The sequence below is a fragment of the Rothia sp. HC945 genome, from assembly GCF_051370785.1.
Classification (GTDB): domain Bacteria; phylum Actinomycetota; class Actinomycetes; order Actinomycetales; family Micrococcaceae; genus Rothia.
This window is the reverse complement of the sequence record NZ_JBFCSN010000003.1, coordinates 62,666-84,926: the sequence shown is the minus strand read 5'-3', so window position 1 is coordinate 84,926 and position 22,261 is coordinate 62,666. Positions and strand designations below refer to the sequence as shown.

The 22,261-nt window shown below is 63.2% G+C and carries 19 protein-coding genes; 9 read left to right on the top strand and 10 right to left on the bottom strand.

The window, feature by feature from the left end; genetic code table 11:
• Nucleotides 1–118 precede the first annotated feature (118 nt).
• From AB0Y14_RS10400 to AB0Y14_RS10385, 4 genes are all read left to right on the top strand, one after another.
• Nucleotides 119–1,021, top strand: a complete 903-nt coding sequence (locus tag AB0Y14_RS10400) for a MurR/RpiR family transcriptional regulator (RefSeq protein ID WP_436589192.1) — start codon at nucleotides 119–121, stop codon at nucleotides 1,019–1,021.
• Nucleotides 1,022–1,160: 139 nt separating this feature from the next.
• Nucleotides 1,161–2,459, top strand: a complete 1,299-nt coding sequence (locus AB0Y14_RS10395) for a glutamine synthetase family protein (protein ID WP_436589191.1) — start codon at nucleotides 1,161–1,163, stop codon at nucleotides 2,457–2,459.
• On the top strand, nucleotides 2,449–3,585 hold the full coding sequence (locus AB0Y14_RS10390) for an amidohydrolase family protein (RefSeq protein ID WP_436589190.1): 1,137 nt from the start codon (nucleotides 2,449–2,451) through the stop codon (nucleotides 3,583–3,585). The genes AB0Y14_RS10395 and AB0Y14_RS10390 overlap by 11 nt, the downstream gene beginning before the upstream one ends.
• Nucleotides 3,582–4,745, top strand: a complete 1,164-nt coding sequence (locus AB0Y14_RS10385; protein WP_436589189.1) for a M20 metallopeptidase family protein — start codon at nucleotides 3,582–3,584, stop codon at nucleotides 4,743–4,745. The genes AB0Y14_RS10390 and AB0Y14_RS10385 overlap by 4 nt, the downstream gene beginning before the upstream one ends.
• 46 nt (nucleotides 4,746–4,791) lie before the next feature.
• Here AB0Y14_RS10385 and AB0Y14_RS10380 read toward each other — a convergent pair whose 3' ends face one another.
• Nucleotides 4,792–5,337, bottom strand: a complete 546-nt coding sequence (locus AB0Y14_RS10380) for a CE1759 family FMN reductase (RefSeq protein ID WP_436589188.1) — start codon at nucleotides 5,335–5,337, stop codon at nucleotides 4,792–4,794.
• A gap of 50 nt (nucleotides 5,338–5,387) precedes the next feature.
• The gene (locus AB0Y14_RS10375) at nucleotides 5,388–5,777 is read right to left on the bottom strand and encodes a VOC family protein (RefSeq protein ID WP_436589187.1); all 390 of its coding nucleotides are present in this window, start codon (nucleotides 5,775–5,777) and stop codon (nucleotides 5,388–5,390) included.
• Nucleotides 5,778–6,031: 254 nt separating this feature from the next.
• On the opposite strand from AB0Y14_RS10375, the gene AB0Y14_RS10370 reads away from it, so the two are divergent.
• The gene (locus AB0Y14_RS10370) at nucleotides 6,032–7,480 is read left to right on the top strand and encodes an APC family permease (protein WP_436589186.1); all 1,449 of its coding nucleotides are present in this window, start codon (nucleotides 6,032–6,034) and stop codon (nucleotides 7,478–7,480) included.
• Between the two features lie 16 nt (nucleotides 7,481–7,496).
• Here the strand turns inward: AB0Y14_RS10370 and AB0Y14_RS10365 are convergent, their stop codons facing one another.
• Entirely contained in the window at nucleotides 7,497–8,231 is a 735-nt protein-coding gene (locus tag AB0Y14_RS10365; protein ID WP_436589185.1) for a class F sortase, read from the bottom strand.
• A gap of 96 nt (nucleotides 8,232–8,327) precedes the next feature.
• Nucleotides 8,328–11,603, bottom strand: a complete 3,276-nt coding sequence (locus AB0Y14_RS10360) for an LPXTG cell wall anchor domain-containing protein (protein ID WP_436589184.1) — start codon at nucleotides 11,601–11,603, stop codon at nucleotides 8,328–8,330.
• Between the two features lie 373 nt (nucleotides 11,604–11,976).
• On the opposite strand from AB0Y14_RS10360, the gene AB0Y14_RS10355 reads away from it, so the two are divergent.
• Nucleotides 11,977–13,011, top strand: a complete 1,035-nt coding sequence (locus tag AB0Y14_RS10355; protein ID WP_436589183.1) for an alpha/beta hydrolase family protein — start codon at nucleotides 11,977–11,979, stop codon at nucleotides 13,009–13,011.
• A 23-nt stretch (nucleotides 13,012–13,034) separates the two neighbouring features.
• Here AB0Y14_RS10355 and AB0Y14_RS10350 read toward each other — a convergent pair whose 3' ends face one another.
• Nucleotides 13,035–13,454, bottom strand: coding sequence for an organic hydroperoxide resistance protein (locus tag AB0Y14_RS10350; RefSeq protein WP_436589182.1), 420 nt, complete (start codon nucleotides 13,452–13,454; stop codon nucleotides 13,035–13,037).
• Nucleotides 13,455–13,535: 81 nt separating this feature from the next.
• Between AB0Y14_RS10350 and AB0Y14_RS10345 the strand changes: the two genes are divergently transcribed.
• The 3 genes from AB0Y14_RS10345 (at nucleotide 13,536) to AB0Y14_RS10335 (ending at nucleotide 16,581) form a co-directional block, all read left to right on the top strand.
• Entirely contained in the window at nucleotides 13,536–13,985 is a 450-nt protein-coding gene (locus tag AB0Y14_RS10345) for a MarR family winged helix-turn-helix transcriptional regulator (protein WP_436589181.1), read from the top strand.
• Entirely contained in the window at nucleotides 13,982–14,803 is an 822-nt protein-coding gene (locus AB0Y14_RS10340; protein WP_436589180.1) for an NAD-dependent dehydratase, read from the top strand. The genes AB0Y14_RS10345 and AB0Y14_RS10340 overlap by 4 nt, the downstream gene beginning before the upstream one ends.
• A 236-nt stretch (nucleotides 14,804–15,039) precedes the next feature.
• Complete coding sequence (locus AB0Y14_RS10335) at nucleotides 15,040–16,581, top strand: sulfatase-like hydrolase/transferase (protein WP_436589179.1); 1,542 nt, start codon at nucleotides 15,040–15,042, stop codon at nucleotides 16,579–16,581.
• Nucleotides 16,582–16,998: 417 nt separating this feature from the next.
• Here the strand turns inward: AB0Y14_RS10335 and mgtE are convergent, their stop codons facing one another.
• From mgtE to otnK, 5 genes are all read right to left on the bottom strand, one after another.
• The gene (gene mgtE / locus AB0Y14_RS10330) at nucleotides 16,999–18,357 is read right to left on the bottom strand and encodes a magnesium transporter (protein WP_436589178.1); all 1,359 of its coding nucleotides are present in this window, start codon (nucleotides 18,355–18,357) and stop codon (nucleotides 16,999–17,001) included.
• 295 nt (nucleotides 18,358–18,652) lie between these two features.
• The gene (locus AB0Y14_RS10325) at nucleotides 18,653–19,240 is read right to left on the bottom strand and encodes a PepSY domain-containing protein (protein ID WP_436589177.1); all 588 of its coding nucleotides are present in this window, start codon (nucleotides 19,238–19,240) and stop codon (nucleotides 18,653–18,655) included.
• An 85-nt stretch (nucleotides 19,241–19,325) separates the two neighbouring features.
• Complete coding sequence (otnC, locus tag AB0Y14_RS10320; protein WP_436589176.1) at nucleotides 19,326–19,946, bottom strand: 3-oxo-tetronate 4-phosphate decarboxylase; 621 nt, start codon at nucleotides 19,944–19,946, stop codon at nucleotides 19,326–19,328.
• Nucleotides 19,947–20,010: 64 nt separating this feature from the next.
• Nucleotides 20,011–20,808: a DeoR/GlpR family DNA-binding transcription regulator gene (locus tag AB0Y14_RS10315; protein WP_436589175.1), complete on the bottom strand. Its 798-nt coding sequence runs from the start codon at nucleotides 20,806–20,808 to the stop codon at nucleotides 20,011–20,013.
• Nucleotides 20,795–22,117, bottom strand: coding sequence for a 3-oxo-tetronate kinase (otnK, locus tag AB0Y14_RS10310; RefSeq protein WP_436589174.1), 1,323 nt, complete (start codon nucleotides 22,115–22,117; stop codon nucleotides 20,795–20,797). The genes AB0Y14_RS10315 and otnK overlap by 14 nt, the downstream gene beginning before the upstream one ends.
• Nucleotides 22,118–22,261: the final 144 nt, after the last annotated feature.

Below are 22,261 nucleotides of genomic sequence, written 5' to 3'. Positions count from 1 at the left end.
GAGTTATACACATTACAGGTTGGATCGTCTAGGGCAAGAGTGTAAAAAATATTTCGCGTTGTCCTTCGGCGTGGTGCGACACTGGAGACGCTCCGGTAGACGAGGAAAAGAGATGCGCATGGGTTCTGGTAGTGAATCTTTGAAGGAAGGCTCAGAGGGGGAGACATCCGGGGTCGATGGCGACGGGTGCACGGAAGTGCGAGAGCTGGTGCGCCAACGGATGGATTGCATGACCAAGGGGGAGCGGAAAGTGGCCCGTGTGCTGCTTGCGCGCTACCCGAGTGCCGGTCTCACGACGGTGGCCGAAGTCGCGACCATGTCCGGTGTGAGTGCGCCGACGGTTCTGCGCTTCGCCTCACGGATTGGGTTCACCGGGTGGCCGGACGTCCAGCGCCGCCTCGTGGCCGAGATCAATGCCCAGGGATCCCCCGTGGCACAGTATCGACGCAAGTCGGGGGTTGGGGGAGAGGGTGTGCTCGAGCGGTCTCTCGAGTCCTTCTCGCACATGCTCTCGACCACGTTCGAGCAGGTTCCGGAGTCGGAGTTCTCTGCGACGGTGGATCTCTTGTCCGACCCCAAACGTCGCATCGTGGTCAGCGGGGGGCGGTTCAGTCACTACTTGGCGGGATACTTCGCGGACCATCTCAAGATGCTGCGGCGCGGAGTGACCGTCCTGGAGCGCGATGAGAATTCCTGGCGGAGCGGGGTCTTGGATATGGACGACGCCTCCGTGCTGATTCTGTTCGATTACCGCCGGTACTCGTCCGATTCCGCCCGGTTGGCCGATTTGGCTCATGGACGCGGTGCCTCGGTGTGCCTGATGACCGATCACCGGCTGTCGCCGGTATCCGATGTGGCCCGGACGGTGCTTTCGAGCGAGGTCGAATCCGCGTCGCCCTTCGACTCGCTGACCGCCGCCACAGCGCTGACGGAGGCTTTGATCGGCGCGGTCACCGAGCGACTCGGGGACTCGGGGAGGCAGAGAGTCGTTGCCTTCGAAGAGCTGCTGGGAGAGGGGTGATGGGGGCGGCCCTCAGGTCCTCTCATGTGGTCCGCGTCTCTCTGATCGTGTAATGTGCGTTACCGTAGGACGACTAAATGCGGTTCGTGAAACATAAGATTCAGAATTGCATCTTTCCTTCGAGGACGAGCGGAAAATTATGCCAACATCACCCCTGACTTTCATCGCAACCAACGACATCTCGGCACAGACCCGAGGACGTTCGGTTCCCGGGAAGGAGACGCCTTCGGTGCTGACCAAAGGCGTCGGATGGGTTCCGGCGAACCTGGCCATTGGTGCGTTCGGAAGCATCGCCGAGGACAATGTTTTCGGGGCGACAGGTGATCTGCGCCTGATTCCCGACGCCGGTTCCGTGGTCACGGTGCCTGCCGACGGCGACGCTCCTGGCCTGAACTTCTACCTAGCGGACCAGACCCTTCCGGATGGTTCCCCGTGGGATTGCTGCCCGCGGACGTTCGCGCGCAACGCTCTCGAAGAATTCAAGGAGCTGACCGGCCTGGAGGTCGTGGCCTCCTTCGAGCACGAGTTCAGCATGACCGGTGCCGAGGAGACCGCCCCGTTCTCCTTCGAACGCTTCCGGGCTGCGGAGCCGTTCGGGACCGACCTGGTGGAACTTCTCAATCACGTGGGTCTGGAGCCGGAGACGTGGTTGCCCGAGTACGGCAGGGACCAGTTCGAGATCACCCTCCGTCCCACCGGCGCCCTGGAGGCGGCCGACCGCGCCGTCGTCCTCCGAGACCTGGTCAGGGATCTCGCGCGACGACGTGGCCGCACCGCATCATTCGCGCCCCTTCTGGACCCCGAGGGATCGGGAAACGGCGTCCATATCCATTTCTCTCTCCGGGACAGCGCCACCGGAGCCCCCGTTTTGCACGACCCCGAACAACCTTCCGATCTGGCTGAGGTCGGCGCCCAATTCGCGGCCGGAATCATCAAGCACGCCCGGGCACTGTCGGCGCTGACGGCGTGCAGCCCGTCCTCGTACCTGCGGCTGAGCCCGAACCGGTGGAGCGTTGGCGGCGTCTTCCTCGGCGAGTACCACCGGGAAGCTCTGGTGCGCATCTGCCCGACGAGTACGTTGGGTGGTGGCCGCCCCCAGCACCAGTTCAACCTCGAGTACCGTGCCGCCGACGCGACGAGCAATCCGTGGTTGGCCGTGGGTGCCATCGTCCGTGCAGGAATGGAAGGTATCCGGAGAAAATACCGCAGGGAGAGAATCTGGCACGAGGACGCCCCGACGGAAGATCTCGCCCGAACACCGAAATTGCCGATCGACGTCAACGATGCGCTGGCGGCACTGACCTCGGACGACGTCGCCGCCTCCTGGTTCGATCCGAAACTCCTTCAGACGTATGTGGACGTCAAGAAGGCGGACCTCGCGGAGGTCGATGGGCTCGACCGGCTCGAGGTCTGCCGAAAGGTGGCTCATGCCTACTGACCTCGATGAAACACTGGCGACGGTTCGTCTCGTTGACCACCACGTCCACGGCCCCCTGGCCCTGGAGGTCGGCCGCGATGGCTTCGAATCTCTGATCTCCGAGTCCGACCGGCCCCAGCCGCCCGGGCTCACTGCGTTCGATTCCCAGCTGGGTTTTGCCGTGCGAAGGCATTGCGCCCCTTTGCTGGGGCTTCCGGAACGCGTTGGCGCCAACGACTATTGGGACGCCAGAACGACCTGGTCGTCCGGGGAACTGGCGAGGCTGTTCCTGGGCGCGGCCGGTGTCGACGACTGGGTGGTCGACACCGGTTTCTCGGCGGACGAGATTTGGGGCGTGGAGCGTATGCAAGCCGAGCTCGATGGGCGGTCTCGAGAGATCGTCCGGTTGGAATCGACGCTCGAGGACCTCGCCCTGACCTGTGAGCCGGAGGACCTGGAACAACGGTTTCGGGAGGCCCTGGACAAAGCGGCGCGAACCGCGGTCGGCTGGAAATCCATCGTGGCGTACAGGTACGGATTCGACTTCGAGCCAACCCGCCCGACGAGTGCCGAGGTGGTCGCCGCGGCCCGGGCCTGGATGGCGAAGTTCGAGCCCGGTACGCGTCCGCGTGTCGAGGACCCGGTCCTTCTCCGGTTTCTGCTCTTCGCCGCCTGCGACACCGGCATGCCGTTGCAATTGCACGTGGGATTCGGAGACCCGGACCTGGACATGCACCGGTGCAATCCCGCTCTGCTGACCGAGTGGCTGCGGACCGTGGAGCCAACCGGCGTGCGCGTGATGCTGTTGCACTGCTACCCGTACCACCGGATGGCGGGGTACCTCTCCCACGTGTTTCCGCACGTGTACATGGACGTGGGGCTCGGCATCAACTACACGGGCGCCGCTTCGACCAGAATCATTGCCGAAAGCATGGAGCTGGCACCGTTCGGCAAGCTTCTCTACTCCTCGGATGCGTGGGGTCCGCCCGAGCTCCACTACTTGGGGTCCGTGCTGTGGCGGCGCGGTACGGCCACAGTCCTTCGGCAATGGGTTGAGGACGGCGAGTGGTCGGCCTCGGACGCGTGCCGCGTTGCCGAGATGGTGGCCCGAGACAATGCACGACGTGTCTATGGATTGGATGCATGAACGAGAACCAGTTGTGGGAAGCCCTGGACGCTCACGTACCGGCGGCCTGTGAGCTTCGAAGAACTCTGCACCGAGTCCCGGAGGTCTCCGGCCAGGAGGCTGGGACCCGGGATATCGTCCTCAAACACTTGGCCGGGGTGGTTGATCCGGAGTCGGTGACTCACCTCGCCGGCACGGGTGCAGTGTGCCGAGTCGGAGGACCCGGCCCGGCCGTGGGACTGCGTGCGGAGCTGGACGCCTTGCCGGTCGGTGAAGAAACCGGGGCCTCGTGGCGGTCGGAGAACCTGGGGGCAATGCACGCGTGCGGGCACGATGTCCACATGGCGGCCTTGGTCGCCGTCTTGTCGGCGGTGCGCGACGCGGGAACCCCCTGGCCGGCTCTGGCTGTGCTCCAGCCGCGCGAAGAAACGTATCCCTCGGGGGCCGAGGACATCACGGAATCGGGGGTTCTGGCGGACCAGCAGTGCGGTGCCATGATCGGAACCCACGTGCAGTCGACATTGGACGCAGGGTATGTCTCCTGCACTCCCGGTGGGGTCAATGCCGCCGCTGACGAGTTTCATATGACGATCCGAGGAACGCCGGGCCACGCTGCCTACCCTCACTTGACCAACGATTCATTGTTCGCCGCGTCGCAGGTTGTGGTTGGGCTCCAGAGCGTGGTGAGCCGATTGGTGGATCCGATGAGTCCCGCAGTGCTGGGTGTTTCTTCCTTTGCCGCGGGTGAGGCGGCCAACGTGGTACCGGGCGAAGCTACGGTTTCCGGCACGTTGCGGTCGTTGGACGAGCGGACGCGGCAGCAGTTGCGGCAGAAGGTCTGCGACATCGCGAACGGGACCGCCGAGGTGCATGGTTGCACGGCGGAAGTTCGCATCACCGCGGGCGAGCCAGTACTGTTCAACGACCCCTCCATGACCGAATCCGCCCACGAGGTTCTGGTGAACCTCGGCTTCTCGGTCATCGAGGATATGAGATCGCTGGGGGCGGACGATTTCGCGTTCTACGCCGAATCGCTTCCGTCTCTCATGCTGTTCGTTGGCACCGGCACGTCGGAGAGCCTGCATTCCTCAACGTTCCTCCCGGACGACGACGATGTTCGCAACGTCGCCAGAGCCATGATGGCCGGTTATATCGGGGCCAGTGGGATCCTCTCGGCCTGATTCACCGCGGGGTCGTTGCCCGCCGTCGTGGTCTCCGGGGGAGGAGCTACTCGGTCTCCGGGATGACCTTCAGTGCGAACTCCCGTGCCGCTCGTCCGATGCGGTCCTCCAGCATGTGTTCTGAGGACAGCTCGGTCGAGGTTGCGTAGACGCCGGTCGGGACGACGTCGGCGTGGAGGAACGTGAACAGTGGTCGCATCGAGTATTCGAGGACCATGGACTGTCGCGGCGAACCGCCCGTGGCTCCCAGAAGGAGAGGCTTGCCCTCGAAGTCCTCGGCCGAGACCAGGTCCCAGAAGGATTTGAAGAGCCCGGAATAGCTGCCCTGGAACGTCGGGGAGACGGTGATGACGCCGTCGGCGGCGGTTACCTCGTTGAGGAGACTCTCCAATTCGCCCTCGGGGTATCCGTTCGTGATGAAGTCGGCGATCTCATAGCAGAACTGGCTGAGGTGGTGGGTTCGGATTCTCGGTTCGAGTCCGCGACCGGAGATCTCTTCCTTGACCGCGTCCTTGAAGCGGTCGGCCAGCTGTGCGGACGAGGAGTGGAGGGCAAGCCCTCCGGTGATCATGGTGATACTCGTGGTTTTCATGGCCCTCCCGGGATTGATGCCTCGTCCCAGCATCGCACGGAGCCGTATCGTCACCCCCAGCAGATGCAGAAGGGGTGGCCCGATGGGTCGGCGAAGACGTGGAAGCCGTGGGAGGCGTTTTTGTCGCGGGGTTCCCGGATGGAGGTCGCTCCCAGTGAGAGCGCCTCGCGGCACGCATCCTCGAAGTCTTCCGGCTCGACGTTGAAATCCATGTGCACCTGCTGGTGCTGATCTCCTTCTTCGGGCGGCCATGTCGGAGGAATATGGTCCTCGGCGTATTGAATGGAGACGCGCAATTCACCGTCCACCAGGATGTCTCGCCAGTGCGGGTCGTCGCGGTCCTCCTCGTCGACTTCGCCCCCGATCAGCGCGGCCCAGAAGGCCGTCTCCGTCTCGATGTCGTTCGTGTCGAATGCGACGGTTGAGCTCACGATCTTCATCTGTTCAGTCCTCTTCCTCGGGTTCAATAGTGATGCACGTCTCTGTTGCCTTGCTCCCATACTGCGCCCCTTGGTGGAAACGCGGTAGGTCTCGAATGGTGCCTGGGCTGGGAGCCGGCGGCCGGGGGCGGTCGGTCAAAAGGGGGAGAGGTTAATGTCGGTGAATCCGTGATTGAATTGTGCCCTTGCATGCCACGCCACACCGTAGAGTGACGTGCAAGACACGCGCATCGACTGATAAGAGGGGTTCTCCCGTGAGTACCGAAGCAGCTGAGACGAGCACCGAACCGGGGGAGCTCAAAAAAGTCATCGGTCCGAAGCTACTTGTCCTCCTGATCATTGGGGACGTGATCGGGGCGGGCGTATTCGCCATCACGGGTCCCGTGTCCAAAGAAGTGGGCGGCGTGGCCTGGTTGCCCTTCCTCGTGGCTTTCGTGGTTGCCACGTTCACTGCCTTTTCCTACTTGGAGCTGGTGACCAAGTACCCACAGGCTGCCGGTGCGGCGCTTTATATACACAAGGCCTTCGGCATCCACTTCGTGACCTTTATCGTGGCCTTCGCGGTCGCGTGTTCGGGTATCACCAGCGCGGCGACCTCATCGACCTTGGTGGGCAAGAACCTCTTGATCGGTATCGGCCAGTTCATCCCGGGCATCCCTGACGGTCCTACGGCCTCCATGCTCTCGGCCATCGCCATCATCGTGGTGCTGGGTCTGGTGAACCTTCGCGGTATCGGTGAGAGCGTGAAGTTCAACGTGATCCTCACGTGTGTGACCTTGCTGGCGATGGGGATCGTCATTGCGATCGGTTTTGCGGCCATCATCGGTGGCCAGGGCGATCTCGGACGCATTGTCGTCTTCGAGAACCACAGCGACCGGAATATGTTCGCGGCTGTCACCATGGCGACGTCGGTGGCTTTCTTTGCGATGGTCGGCTTCGAGGACTCGGTCAACCTGGTCGAGGAATGCAAGAACCCGAAGAAGGACATGCCCCGGATGATGCTGACTGGGCTCGGTGTCTGCGTGATCATCTACATCCTCGTTGCGGTCACGGTAACGATCGTGATTCCCCCGGGGGACATCGCAAACCCGAAGAACCCGGATGCCGGCGTTCTTCTCGACGTGGTGCGCGTGGGTGCCCCGGGCATCCCGGTCGATGTGATCTTCCCGTTCCTGACGATCTTCGCCGTCGTCAACACCGCCCTGATCAACATGCTCATGGCAAGCCGTCTTCTCTATGGGCTCGCCAAGCAGCATGTTCTGCCCAAACCCTTCGCGGGTGTGCTGCCGAAGCGTCGCTCGCCGTGGGTGTCGATCATCTTCACCACGATTCTGGCCATCGGTCTGATCGTGTATGTGAATCTCAGTGGGCAGAAGAGCATCGTCGGAGCCCTCGGCGGAACGACCGCACTGTTGTTGCTGTGCGTCTTCGCCGTGGTCAACGTCGCGCTCCTCGTGCTCAGGCGCGATCCCACTCCTTCCGGTGCATTCCGGGCTCCCACGATCGTCCCCATCCTTGGCGTTATCACGTGTATTTACTTGGCCGGGCCGTGGGTCCGGGACCGGTCGGCCTGGATCCAGTACGAAATTGCCGGTGCCTTGCTGGTCATCGGCATCGTGCTGGGACTGATCAACTGGTTCTTCGTGCATCGCAAGGGCGACAAGACCGAGACCTTCGGCGACATCGAGCACCTCGAGGACTGAAGCCCCTCACGAACGGTCATCTCGGCGGTTCGTCGGCCGATTCGGCCCGGACCACTAGATTGTCCCGGTAATCGAACCGGCCGTCCGCGACCTCTGAGACCTCTGGGCCGGAGCACGTCACGAGGTTGAGCCTCGGGGGCCCCGTCTTTGCCACCAGAGCAGTGAGGTCCTTGAGTCCTTCCTGGGGCACGACGTAGAGGTCGGTGACGCGGTAGGTGTGGATGCCACCGTTGGCATCGGCCACTTCGATGGGCGCACACGGTTCCAGATCGTGCAACCGCCCCCACGGGGACAGCCGCCCGGAGGAATGATTCACGTGTCCGGCCAGGAACGTGGACCCGGTGGGGGAACCGGCCGGGGCCGACCGATCGTCCCAGGCGCCACCGGGGGCGGACGGCAACGGAACCTCGCCGGATTCGTCGGTTCTGACGGGGACGAAGGTCGCCTGTGCCCCCAACGACGGCGCGTGCCAGCTGTTCGCCTCGATCGGGGGCACCGTCTCCGATCCGGTGGTTCCGGTGCAGGAAGCATGACGGAACGCGCGGTGAGGCCGTGGGGCATATTGACCACCGGTGTCCGCGTCCAGAGCGGTTCGGTCGGGCCCGCGGTCCACGAGTCGGTGTCCCTCGGGCGAGACCGAGACGGAGCGGAACATGAGTTCGGGGTGGCGCAGCAGGAGTGGAACATTCCGTATGCTTGCGCACTGTGCCAGGGCCGTCAGGAGCAAAATCAGGAGCCCGGCGCAGATCATTGCTCGTCCACGGCGAGGGCAGCGTTCCGCAACCGGCCGTGCAGAGGTGTTCCGGGAAGTATGGCTCGGCCACGAGGCCGCCCGTGGGTGAGGCATTCATTCCTCAATCCTTCGGTGGCGTGCGCGGTAGACGCCGTACCCCAGCAGAGTTCCCCCAAGGGCCGCGCCTCCCGCGAGGACGGGATCGTGGCCGTCCTCTCCGGTATTGCCCGTGTGGGCGGTTGGGCCTTTGCCCGAAGGTTCGTACGCGATAGTCGAGGCGGCAGGGCCGGGAGAACGGGGGCCGATGGTCGGTTCGCCCGGCGATGGTCTCGAAGATTCCGCAGTCCCTGACGCCTCCGGAATGTCGGGTGGCCCGGCGGGCGGCCGAACCGGCGGAGCCGGAGGCTCGGGGGTGGCGGAAGGCTCCGGGGACGGCATGGGAGGTTGCTCCGGGCCCTTCGGGTGAGGTTGCGGCGCGGGCGGTTCGGGCGTTCGGGTCCGCACCGTGTTGGAGGCTGACCACGCACCGTTGTAGGACTCGGTGAAGGTGTTCTCGACGTCGCCGGCCGCGATTCGGGTCATGCGGGCGTACACCGACCAGGACTGTTCTTTCTCGAGATTCTTTTCGAGGTTGAGGACCTTCAGCAAGTCTTCCGTGGCCGTGAAGGTCACAGCCCCCGACCGGTCGTCGATCTTCTGGGTGAAGAAGCGGGTGATGTCCTGCCCGGCGGACACGACGGTTCCGTCCTCCAGAACGAAGTCGCTGCGGGAGAGGACTGTGAAGTCTCCGTCGTAACGGTCGTGGGACTCGTCGTAGTCGTCGAACACGGACCATTCGACAGTGCGCCCCGCGTAGTGCGACGGACGGACGGAGGAATCCAGTCTGTACTCGAACGTTTGCCCACTGTGTATTTCCTTCCCGTCCAATGAGGACTGGTTCTTGGCGGAAACCACGATGTCCTTGTGCGGCCTGATGCTTTTCACAACATTGGCCACGGTCTCGGCCTGGACCTTGTGATCGTTAACGATCTCCCACGCGGAATTCTGGATCTCACCATCGCTATTCGTTGATACCGAGTACGGCAGGGAAATGGCGTACTTGAAACCGAGCGGGGGAAGCGGTGCACCATCCACGATCTTCGCCATGATCGAGATACCTTGAGCCCCCGAATCCGTCACGTCGAATGTGTCCGTGACGTCCTCCGCGCCGTGTCGGGCGAGTTCGTCCAAGGGCGCTGTGGGCGCAATGTCTGCATCGGCAGGGAGTTTGAGAACACGGACCGCCGATGCGGGGATGCGGCCGTGTCGTTCGTCGTAGTCATCCAGCATCCCGAACCGTGTGATCGGTTCGGCGACGTCGGTCAGCTGGGAGGTATCCAGGAGCAGCCTGTATTCGATGGTGTCTCCCACGGTGACGGTTCGGCCGTCGGCCTTCGTGCTCGTCCCAGGAACCAGACCATGTTTGTGCGGCTCAATCGAGGGCTCATGGTAGGTGTGTGGCTCGGTGTAGTCGAGCCTGCCGTTGACGATCCCGAAGCCCGCATCCACCAGGTCGTCGGCCTTTCCATCGGCCAATGCCATGGGGGCGATGTGGAGGGCGAACTCGGTGTTGATCGGCAATGACGCCGGGTCGATGGCCTCCGCACGTATCTGCAGGACCTTCTTCCCCAGGAACTCCGTCTCCTCCTGTGAGAGGCGGAAGGACCCCGAGACGTCCCGCGAATCCGAGGTGACACGGACCGATGACATGTCCACGGACACCGGGATCCGACCGTCCTCGGTGGCGAAGATGTTGTCTCCCACCACGAACTGGCGGAGCGGTTCGAAACCGGTCCGCTTGGTCACGGTCTGATGGGTCACCTGACCGGGAAGAACGAACTTTCCCTCGCCGGGAGCCGTTTTCACCGTCCCCGAACCGCGGGCACAGAGCTCGTGGTACTCCACGGAGGCGACGATCGGGTCCAGATCGGGGACCACCTCCCGTACGGGAGGCTTCGGCGGGGTGGGCGGCGCGGGCAGTGACTCTGTGGGAGCGACGGTGTCGGCTGAGAGCATCACGTGGTTGTACGTCGCCGTGATGCCGCCGACGTCGTCGGGATCGCGCCCGTCGGAGCCGCCCGAGGTCCCCACCCAGAAGGACGACCCATTGTGGGCCAGGAAGGTCACGCCGAGTCGCCGCATGATCTCCGGGTCGGTGTCCGCAATGCTTCGTGACTGGTTGCTTCCCTGAGGCAGCATGAAGGCTCGAGGGACCTCCCGGTGCGACGCCAAGTGGACCGGCTGGGACCGTGGGGAGATCTCTGACTCAGGATTGAGGAACGTCGCGATGACCCCGTCCCCGCCAGCGGTGTACGTTCCGCTGGCGAATTCGTAACGGGAAGCCCCATCGCCGCTTTGGCCGTTCAGAGAACCGAAGGAAACGTAGTAGTTATTGGCGTAGTTCTCTCCGGTGTCGGAGTAGACGAAAGTGATGGTCTGTTTGAGCGCGGTGACTTTGTACAGCGCGAGGTTGTCCGAATAGTTCGAAAAGACCTCGATGGCCGGTTCGCCGTCGTTCGTGGTCGACGTGACGACGTCCGAGACCAGGATCCGGGCATCCAGAGAACGACCGGAAGCCTTGTCCTTGGCAACGTTCTTGTACGTGATGGTGAAGCTCGAACCGTCGACCGGATTGATGTGGGTCACCGAATCCGAATTGTAATTGTTGTGGCGGTCGAACTGATTCGCTCGCCCCGGGTGATTCTCGATGCCTTCGACCGAGACGAGACTGTTCCGGTTTTCCGAGATCTCGAAGGGTTGTTCGTACACGAGCTTCCCGGGTGTCAGAGCCACGTCAGGATTCGCGTCGGTGATCTGCTCCTTGAGATGTGCGTCGTAGGCCGCCTTCCGGGCATCGTAATCCGACTTGGCGGCGTCGTAAGCCTTTTTCTCGGATTCGTAGGCTTCGCTGGCCTGCCGGTACCGGGCCTCCGATTCGGCAACCCGCTGGTTGTGCCTCTCGCGCTCGTTCCGGGCTTTCTCGGCAACCGAGCCGAGAGCATTCGCCTGCTCCCGGTAGGACCGCGAAATCGACTCTTGGCGTTCCCGAACCGAGTCCGGGTCCACGACGTCGGGCGAAGCTGTCCTCCGCTCCACCCGGACTCCGGCCTTTTCTGCCGCGGCCACGGCGTCATCCAGGACCGAGCTGTCCAGGGGGACACGTTCACGATGATTCGACGCTTCTCGGTTGGTGACGGCCGCGGCGTGCTGCGGAGTGGCGGCCTCCGCATAGTGACTCGTCGCGGCGGCCGCTATCAGCAGGCCACTGAGCGTGGAAACGCGGACGGATCGCGCCCGCGTCCTGCTCTGTCCGTGACGACATGAATAATTCTGTTCCCGACGAGAACGCATGAAACACCTTCCCCCAAAGGTTCGACAATTCCCCATCCCATCGGGGCCCGGATTGTTTCGTCTCGAGATGGCGTCGCACGATGCAGGCGAGCGAATCCCGCCAAGACCGCGGATGGGCTGAAGAGGTCCGACCGGCGCGCCAGTCGGCGCGTCTTTGGGCAGAAAGTCTAGATTCGTCTCCGATTCGTAGGGCTCAATGTTCGAAATTGTGGATATTGCAAAGCAACGGAAACCACATCGGAAAGTGGGCCGTTCACCTCTTGACGAGAAAAATAGCGCCACTGATACAGTGATCCATAGCACGTGAATACAGGTTCCCCGAATCACGATGCGGCCGGACACCACCGCATCCGTATCAGGAAGAGAGTCCCCGATGACCGATGCGAATTCCGACCGCAGGTGGCTACCGAGGGCGCGCAAAGTTGCGATGGGAGTGATCTTCGCGTTCCTCCTGGCCTCGTGTTCTTCCGGGGACCCTGAGAACGATCAAGGGGCGCAAACCTCGAGTTCGGAACCCTCGGCATCCTCTGCGTCGTCATCGGCGCCCAAGGCGGAGGCGGAATCGGTGGTGCAGCGGGACGAGCCGCTGTACAAGAGGGTGAATTACCCGGTCAAGGGTGAGGGGGACCCTTCGCAGAACTGGGGCGACCTGTACCTTCCGGCAGGTAACCACAAGGCCAAGTCCGTTCCGCTGGTGGTTCTGGTCCATGGTGGCGCCTGGCAGAGTTCGATCGGCGCCAAGGACTTCGAGGCCTACGCGGAGTCGCTCGTGGATCGCGGCATGGCCGTGTACAACATCGAATACCGCCGCGTGGGTTCGGGTGGCGGTTGGCCGACGACGTTCACCGACGTGGCCTCGGCCTTGGACTTCATTCCGGAACTCAGCAAGGAACACCCCGAGTTCACGACGGATGACGAACTGGTTGTCGGTCACAGTGCAGGGGCGCAGCTGGCCATGTGGGCCGGCACGCGCGATTCGAAGGAAGAGCATGAACTCGGTGCCCATCCGAAGTTCGTCCCGACGCGCGTGGTCTCCCTGGCAGGTCCTCTGGATATGAAGTACGCGGCGGATCATGGCGACGTCAATATCACCGATGCCCTGGGTGGCACCCCGGAGCAGCTCGCTCAGCGGTACTCCGAAGTTGATCCGATTCAGAACATTGATACGTCCCTGCCTGTCGTCGCCGTGCACGGGACTGCCGACGAGGTCGTGTCGCCGGAGAATTCGCGACGCTATATCGACGCGGTCAAGAAGGCCGGCGGTCGGGGGAGCCTTCACCTGACCGACGGGGACACTCACGGGTCATTGATTGAGCCGGATTCGGCTCACTTCCAGCACATCCTCAACATTATTGACGAGACGGCCGACGCGGACGTCGGCGACGTCGGGGAGACCCAGAACACCTGATGAGCCTCCCCGAGCCTGGGTGACTACTGGTCGGTGACTTCCAGCTCCACGTCGATGTTGCCGCGAGTCGCCCTGGAGTAGGGGCACACCTGGTGGGCCTTCTCGGCCAGCTCTCTTGATTCCTCAACGGGCAGGTCGGGAACCACGACCTCCAGGACAACGGACAGGCCGAACCCCTCGCCCTCCTTGCCGATGGAAACGCGTGCACCTACCGCGGAATCGCCCAGTTTCTTGTGGTCGGCTTTGGCCACCATCTGGAGTGCCGAATGGAAGCACGCGGCGTATCCCGCCGCGAAGAGCTGCTCAGGGTTGTTTCCCTGACCGCTACCGCCCATTTCCTTGGGCGGGGCCAGATCGACCGAAAAGGTGTCATCGCTCGAACGCACGTGGCCGGAGCGGCCGTCTCCCGTGCTCAGGGCTTCTGCTGTGTATAGAGGTTCCATGATCAACTCCTCGCATTTGCTTACGAAACAACTATAATGAGCACAATATAAATGCGTCAATGGGTTTGTTAGGATGAGCTTGTGTCGACATCGAACTCTCCATTGGCTCTGGACAACCAACTGTGCTTCTCCCTCTACCGGGCGAGTCACGCCATGGTGCGCGCTTATAGGCCCCTCCTGGAGGACTTGGGGCTGACGTATCCGCAGTACCTGGTCATGCTGACCCTGTGGCAGACCGAGGAGGCGCAGAGCGTCGGACAGATCGGCGATCTTCTCGGACTGGACAGTGGAACGCTGACTCCGGTCCTCCGCCGCCTGGAACAACGGGGACTGCTCGAGCGGCTTCGTGACCCGGAAGACGAACGTCGTCGCCTCATTGCTCTGACCGAGGCAGGCGCCGCGCTTCGGCACGACGCCGAGGGAGTGCCGGAGAAGATTTGGGCCACGGTCTCGCTCGATCTCGACGGTTACAACGATTTCAAGAACCAGCTCAACGGTGTTGCCGAAGCTTTCGGTGCCGGACGCCAATGACGCGCAAGCATGTTCTTCTCGCCGGGTGCGGCGACGTCGGAATCGCCACGGGCTTGAGAATGGTCGCCCACGGGTGGAGTGCAACGGGCGTTCGACGTCGAGCCGACCTGCTTCCCTCCGAGATCTCGGGTCTCGCTCTGGACCTGACGGGCGCGCGGGAAGGGGACCTTCCGGGGGCCGACGCCGTGGTCGTCACGCTGACGGCGGACTCGCCCGACGCGGATGCCTATGAGAGAACGTACCTGAACGGGTTGCGCGGCCTGAGGCGGGCGCTTCCTCGGGGCCCGGGCGGGGTCGAACCGCTCGTCGTCCTGGTGTCCTCGACCGGAGTTTTCGGGCAGAACGACGGCGAAACCGTGACCGAAGCGACCGATCCCTCGCCGAGTCGGGAGACGGCAAAAATCCTGAGGGCTGCCGAACTCCTTGCCATGGAGCTCTTCCCGCGCATCGTGATCGTGCGGCCCGCTGGGATCTATGGGCCCGGCCGAACAGCATTGGCGAACCGAGTTGCTCGCGGCGAGCCCGTGGTGCGGAATCGCATGACCAATCGCATCCACCGGGACGATCTCGTCTCGGTCATCGAATCCGTCCTTGGAGCCGAAAATCCTCCGGCCCTGGTGCACGCGGTCGATCACAGCCCGGCGCCCCTGGGGGACGTTGCCGATCACATCGCCGGACTTCTGGGGGTTCCGGCTCCGCCCGACGCCTCCGGGAGCGGGGGAGGTCGAGGCAAGTCAATCGATGGCTCGCTGGTGCGGTCACTGACGGACTTCCGCTACCCCTCGTATCGAGAGGGATACGCCTCACTTCTGGGGTGACACCGACCGGGAGGAAGCGGGTGCCCGGACCGCCGCCCTGCACCGCGTGGAGCGCACTGCGGAGGCTCGGGTCCTTTCGGATTCAGGCCGCTGACGTGCCCAAGAACACGCCGACTATGGGTAAATGGCGCGTAAACGGGTAGTGTATTGTTGCCAAGATCCTTGAATGTGCCCTTTTACTACATGCGGCCATGAATTTGGGGGAGCCACTCAGTCAGCGAACGCGAGGTAAAAACATGTCCGGTCGGTTTGTCGAAGTAAGCCGGCGTGCAGGCGCCGTCATCGGCGGCATTCTGGTCTACATCTTGATCTGGTTCAGTCTGGTCCTGCTCATCGCGGGGCTGGGTATTCGCTTTTTCTGGGGCAAGATCTCGGTGGGGCAGATGCTCCTCAACCTGGTGTCCGTGCAGACGGACGGAGGCGGAGGCGCCATTGTGTGGATGGGCATCTTCGGCATCGGCGTCCTCCCGGTTCTGATCACGATCGGCATCGCGGTGTTCCGCCACCTCCGGCTCCGCAAACTTCGCAAGAACGGCCTGGAGCACACGAAGCGGCGCAAGCCGTGGATCCGGCGGTCGATCTCCACCGTGTTGGTCGTCGCCCTGACGGTCGGCGGAGGGTCGGCCTTTGCCACGACCGTCGGCATGGGCGACTACATCAAGTCCGCCAGCTCAAAGTACGACATGAATGACTACTACGCCGAGCCCCAGATCACCGACGACTCCAAGAAGAACAACGTGGTGACCATCTACCTCGAGTCCGGCGAAGAAACGCTGACGGACGAGAGCCTGTTTGAGAAGAACGCGTTCTCCTCGCTCCAGAACTCGACCCAGGAGTCTGAGGGCTGGAAGAGCGTGGACAACTTCCAGCAGTACGAGGGCGGAGGATGGACCATGGCCGGTCTGACCTCGACCCAGTGCGGCGTCCCGCTCAAGGGCCCCGGAATCATCGGCAGCGGCAGCTCTATCGGGCAGTCCGAGGGAACCCAGGACAACTACCTCGGCGGACTCAACTGCGCCGGCAACGTGCTGGCCGACCATGGCTACAAGAGCGAGTTCCTGGGCGGAGCCAACGGTTCCTTCGCCTCCAAGGACAAGTTCCTGAGCAGCCACGGTTTCGACGAGGAGAAAGATCTCAACACCTGGCGCTCCATGGGAGAGGACGCCAAGAACTTCCGCAGCGACTGGGGCCTGAGCGACGAGCGTCTTATGGCCCACGCCCGCGACGAGATCGATCGTCTGCACGCAGAGTCCGAGCAGACCGGGCAGCCGTTCAACCTGTCGATGCTGACCCTGGACACGCACGAGCCCGTCCACATGTACGACTACTGCAAGCAGGACACCGACAGTGACGTGACCTCCGTGTACGCCTGCTCGATGGATCAGGTTGCCGGCTACGTGGATTACATGAAGGAAAAGGGCTACCTGGACGACACCGCCGTGGTGATCATGGGTGACCACCTGAAGCACATGAGCGCCGGCGATGCCTTCCACGAGCAGCTGGACAACAACCCGAACCGCTCGATCTTCAACAGGGTCTGGGTGCCGGGCGAGAACAAGAACCGCCAGATGCGGCCCAATATCGACCAGCTGAACATGTATCCCACGATTCTCGAGGCCGCGGGCCTCGAGGTGAAGGACCACAAGGCAGGGCTGGGCGTCTCGGCCTTCGCGGACGAGGTCCCTGATGACTCCGCACAGGCACTCGATCCGGATGCCTACCGCGACCTCCTGGACTCTCGGTCCAAGGACTTCTATGCGGGAGCCTGGTCGAAGTAGTCGACGATGGAGCGAATGACGATCGAAGGGTCGGGGCGAACAGCCCCGGCCCTTCTTCGTTGGGTCCGGCCAGGCGTCAACGACGACGTCGGCCTCCCGGTGCGCCCTGTTGGGTGGGGGTTGCCCGCGCGAGTGGCGTTCTTGGGTGGGGGTTGCCCGCGCGAGTGGCGTTTACCTTCGCCAGGTGGGGGTTAAAGCCCCACCTGGCGAAGGTAAACGCCGCCTAATCGGGTAAACGCCACCTTCTGCGGGACCGCAACTACCTTGGCGGGGCCGCAACCACCTTCGGCGGGGCTCCAGACACGGTCCCGCATGACGCGCAGGCCCTCGTGCAGCACCCCCCCCCTCGTGCACCCCCATGCAGCACAACACCCCGTGCCGGCCCCGAGGGGCGCCAGCCCGTCGCCAGGCTTCGACTCAGATCTGGAGTACGGCTCGGGCGATCAGGAAGTAGACGATCAGGCCCGTGGCATCCACGAACGTGCTGATGAACGGGTTGGAGAAGACGGCCGGGTCGACGCGCAGGGCACGGGCTACCATCGGCATGATGCCTCCCACGGTGGCGGCCAAGGAGCAAACCGCTAGTAATGTCAGCCCGATGACGACACCGATGCGGGGCTCGAACACGAGGGCCGTGATCGTGCCCCCGATGATTCCCAGAGCCGCGCCCAGCGAGGAACCGACTCCGAGCTCTCGGAGGAGCACCTTGAGCAGGTCGCGTGGCTGGATATCGCCCAGTGCCATGGCACGAGTCACGGTCGTGGCCGCCTGGTTGCCGGTGTTGCCGCCCGTTCCGATGAGGAGGGGCACGAAGAGGGCGAGCGCCGTCACCTGTTCGATCGTCGGCTCGAAGTGGGACTGCACTTGGACCGTCAGGGTCGCTCCGATGGCTAGGACGAATAGCCAGACGATGCGGGACTTCACAAGCGCTCGGATGGGCGTCGCGAGGTAGGGCCGCCTCAGTGGCTCGACGCCGCCCTGGCGAGCGGAGTCCTCGGTCTCTTCGTGCTCGAGGATCCGGACGGCGTCGTCGAAGGTCAGGATGCCGACCAAGCGGCCTTCCTTGTCCACGATAGGCAACGCCAGGAGACCGAGATTGGTGCTGCGGCGTGCGGCTTCCTCCGCGGACTGGTAGGCCGAGGTGGTCTTGGCCGGTTGCATGAGCTCGGAGATCGTCTGGTCCGGTTCCGAACCCATGAGGTCGCGGAGGCTCACGACGCCGACGACGCGGCGGCTTCCATCCAAGACAGGGAGGGTGTAGATGGTCTCCGCATCGGCAATGTGACGCTGGACCCGGTCGAGGGCTTCGGAGACGGTGTGGTCGATTCTGGTGGAGACGTATTCCGGGCTCATGCGTCGACCGACCGAGCCCTTGGGGTACCCCAGGACTCCGGAGGTCAGTTCCCGGTCTTTGGTCGAGAGGCCGTGAAGGAGCCGGGGTGCGAGGGCCGCGGGGAGTTCGTCGAGAAGCCATACGCGGTCGTCGGGATCGAGATCGGCGAACAGTGCGGTGACTTCCGAGTCCTGAAGCCCATCAATGAGATCGCCCTGCATTCTGGGCGAAAGGCGTTCGAAGACCTCCAGGGCCTTCTCCTTCGGCAACAACCGGTACACGATGGCCAGGTGGTTGACGGGGAGACGTTCCAGGAGGGCTGCGACCTGCTCGGACGTGAGTGGTGAGATGGCGTCGACGATCGCCGCGAAGTCCTTGGCCTGGACGTAGGGCTGGATGTCCGCGACGGTGTCTGCGACTTCTGTGGTCTGTGGGGTATTCATGCTGGATCCTTGGGCGTGGAAAAGCACGCACGGATGCTGTGCATCCCGGCGGTGCTGTCAATGATGGTGCCCGCCCCAGCAGATGGACCCGGTCAGTCCTTGGTGACGATGCCGGAGGGGGCGTGGGGTAACGGATAGCCAGAACTTTCACTGTCCATTGCGCCTCACCTCCTGTTCGATAGCTTGTGAACCAATGAGTAAAGTAGCACGTTCGTGCGGCCCGGTGCCCTATGAATTGCCGCACGCCGCGACCGGGGGCCGGGCCGACCGGAGCCGGTATTACGCGGCATTCGGGCTAGTTGTCCTTGATGTGGTCCCCACTGTGTGCATCGATCTGGACTTCGTGGTCCTCGGAACCGCCGGTCGAGTCGATATCGAATTCGTACTGGGGCCCACGGTCCTTGCCCTCGATCTTCCACTTGTTGATCGGGCCGTCCTGGACTTCCTTGGCCTTCTTCATCGCTTCGTCGAGCGAGATCACTGAGGACATGTCGATCCGGTCGGACTTCCGCTCGGACTGCACTTCGTCCTTGTCCAGATCATCTGTCTTCTCGTTCACGGTGTCCCCGGAATCCGCATCAATCTGGATGGCGTACTTCTGCTGATCGGAGAGCAATTCGATCTTGTACTCGTACTTGCCCGAAGTGCCCTTTTCCAACTCGATCTTGCTGACATCGCCGTCGAATTTCTCCTGGGCAGTCTTCAGGGCGTCATTCCATGTGACGGGGAACTTCTTGGTTGAAAGATCCTCCGAGGAAGCTCCCGAGGCGCTGGCGCTGGCGCTGGATGACGATGAGGACTTCGCATCGGTGTCGTCGTCTCCGCACCCGGCGAGGCCCACGGCCAACGCCAATGAGGCTCCCACTACTATGGTTCGTCGCATCCCACTCTCCTTCGCGAGGTTCCCTTCAGGTTACAACGCGAGTTCAAGGAGGGGCCAAGGAGCTAGTGTCCAAGAACCTTCGCCGCTACCGTCCCGTGAGCTCGCGTACCTGCTGCCCGGTCAGGGGGCGTTTGGGTTTGTCGAGCAGCAGATAGGCCAATTGGGCGGAGACCTCCAACTCCTCGGCCGTGTTGACGGCTTCTTCGAGCGATTCGCCGGCAACCATGGAACCGTGGTTCCTCAGGATGACCGCAGGCCCGGTTCGGGCCGCGTCCAGGAGCTCTTCGTAGATCTCCGAAGAGCCGGGGCGATAGTACGGAACCGTCGGAACGTCCTGGCCTATCCTCATGACGAAATACGGGGTGAGAGGGGGAATCACGCCGTCCGGGGACTCGAGGCAGCTCAGCGCGGTCACGTACGTCGAATGCAAATGCACCACGGCTCGCGCGGAGGGGCGAGCATCGTACATCGCTCGATGCATGACAACTTCCTTGGAAGGGCGAGGACCTCCCGTATGGCGCCACGCAGAATCCAGGACAGCCAGGTTCGAGGGCGAGAGACGCCCCAATGACGAGTTCGTGGGGGTCATGAGGAATCCGTCGTCCGCACGCGCGCTGATATTCCCCGCGCTGCCCACGCTGAACCCTCGGTGAAACAGGCTTGCTCCGAGTGTCGCAATCTCTTCCTTGATGTCGTGCGTTCCCACAGGTGACGTCCTTTTCAGTCGATGGTCGAGAAGGCGGAGGATACCGGCCGCCGGCACACGCGGGTCACGGAGCGGCCGCAGACTGGCAATCGACCTCCACACCCAGTTGACGAGCATGGTCCCTGGCCGAAGGGGGAAAATCCGAATCGGTGATGATTCCGTCGAACGATTCGAAAGGGATGGCCTTGAAGGCGGCGACCTTGCCGTACTTGCGGCTGTCCGTCGTCAGATAGAGCCGGCGGGAACTTTCGCTGATGGCCCTTTTGACCACGAGTTTTTCCTCGGTAGGTACTGATATGCCTCGGAGGTCGAAGGACGATGTGGAAACGAAGGCCAAGTCGATGTTGAGGCCCCGGAGCTCCTCGGCGGTGGTCGCTCCGTGCGTGGCCAGATTGGCGTTGTCGACCTGTCCGCCCAAGAGGTGGACACGGAGGCCGGAGTGTTCGGCAATGGCTCCTGCAACGGCCAGATCGTTGGTCACCACGGACGGCGCAAATGCACGATCCGCCGCCTGCGTCGCCTCGCGAGCCAGGTGGTGAGCGATCGCCAAGGTAGTGGTCCCCGCGTCGAGATAAACCAGGTCTGCGGGCGCGACGAGTCGAACGGCGGCCCTGGCGATGGCGTCCTTCTCATCCGGTCGCATGCCGATCTTCGCGTGATGGGGTGCGTCGAGCTCCAGACGGGACGGCAGAGAGACTCCGCCCGCGACGGATCGCAAACGACCGGATTCCTCCAGAAGCCTGATGTCCCGACGGACGGTCATGTGGGAGACGCCCAAATGCTCGGTCAGGTCTGCCACGCTCACCGACCCTCGCTCCTCAACGATGTGGAGCAGGCGGCGTCGTCTTTCATCGGGGATCATGGAAGTCGCGTCCTTCCCGCATGGTGTTCTGCGCCGACGAGAAAAAATCTTCGTCGCCGAAGTTCCCGGATTTGAGGGCCAAGTCAAGCCGCCCGTCAGTGCTCTTCGTCCAGGGGACCCCAGGGGCGATCTGGGGCCCCACACGGAATGCGCTGACGCCCAATGCCTGCGTCACGGCTCCCGAGGTCTCGCCGCCGGCGACGACGAACCGCGTGTAACCGTCCTCGAGCACCCTATGGGCAATCTGAGCGAAGAACTCTTCGATGGCCTCCGACGTCACCTCGGCACCGTGCTTCTCCTGGAGGCTTCTCACATGTTCAGCCCCTGCGGTGGCGTACACCAGGGGATCGGGCCGATTCTCGCTCCGGCCGTTGTCCCCAATCCAGGTGAGGACTTCCTCGAGGTAGTCGGGACCGTCCGCAATGATTCTGCTGACGTCCAGGGGCAGGGCAGGGGCAAGCTGGCGATACCGGGCCACCTGGCGGTTGGTCATCTGCGAAGCGGAGCCCGACAGGACTATGCCGAAGCCGGGGGTTCCGGTCCAAGAATCCGAGGGTGCGGGCTGTGATGCGGGTCGGCCCATGTCTGAGGAGAGCACTCGACCTATGGCACCACCGACCCCCGAACCGCCGGTGACCAGCACCAATTCCTTGCAGGCCTCGCCAATGGTCTGAAGGTGGTCGTCATCGAGCGTGTCCAGGACCGCGTATCTGGCCCCACCGGAGCGTGCATCGTCCAGAGAAGCCCTGACGGCCTGAGCTCCTTGGCGGACGACGTCGTACGGGACAGCGATTGCGTGCCCTCTGCTTTGTGCGCTCATGAGCCTCACGAGATTCGAATCCGTCATGGGCGTTACCGGATGGTGACGCATCCCGGATTCATTGAGCGGCTCGTCGCCCACAAAGAGGTGCCCGCGGTAGACCGTTCGGCCGTTGACCGGCAGAGCGGGGACTACGACGGTGAAATCGAGATCGAGATCATCGAGAAGTGCGTCCGTGACGGGCCCGATGTTCCCCTGTGCCGTGCTGTCGAAGGTCGAGCAGTACTTGAACACGAACCGTGTCGCGCCGGCGTTGCGCAGCGCTCGGGCGGCTTCGAGACTCGCGTCCACGGCCTGACGAGGCGGCGCGGACCGTGTCTTCAGGCCGACGACGATGGCTTCGGCTTCCGACGTTTCGGCGGTGCGAAGAACTTCCTCGACGGACGGCTGGTTGAGCTGGACGGTACGCAATCCCGCAGAGACCAAGAACCCGGCGATGTCGGTCGCGCCAGTGAAGTCGTCCGCGATGACTCCCAGACGAAGCTTCATGGGTGTACCTCCCGTGGTCATATGAGCTGTGCGCTCGCTGGTCGACTGTTCGCCACGACACGGTGATTGTTCGTGTCCCGGCGATGTTCCGGCGAACACCTGCCACGCTATCACAACAATTAACATTTGCCCGCCCTGATCTGC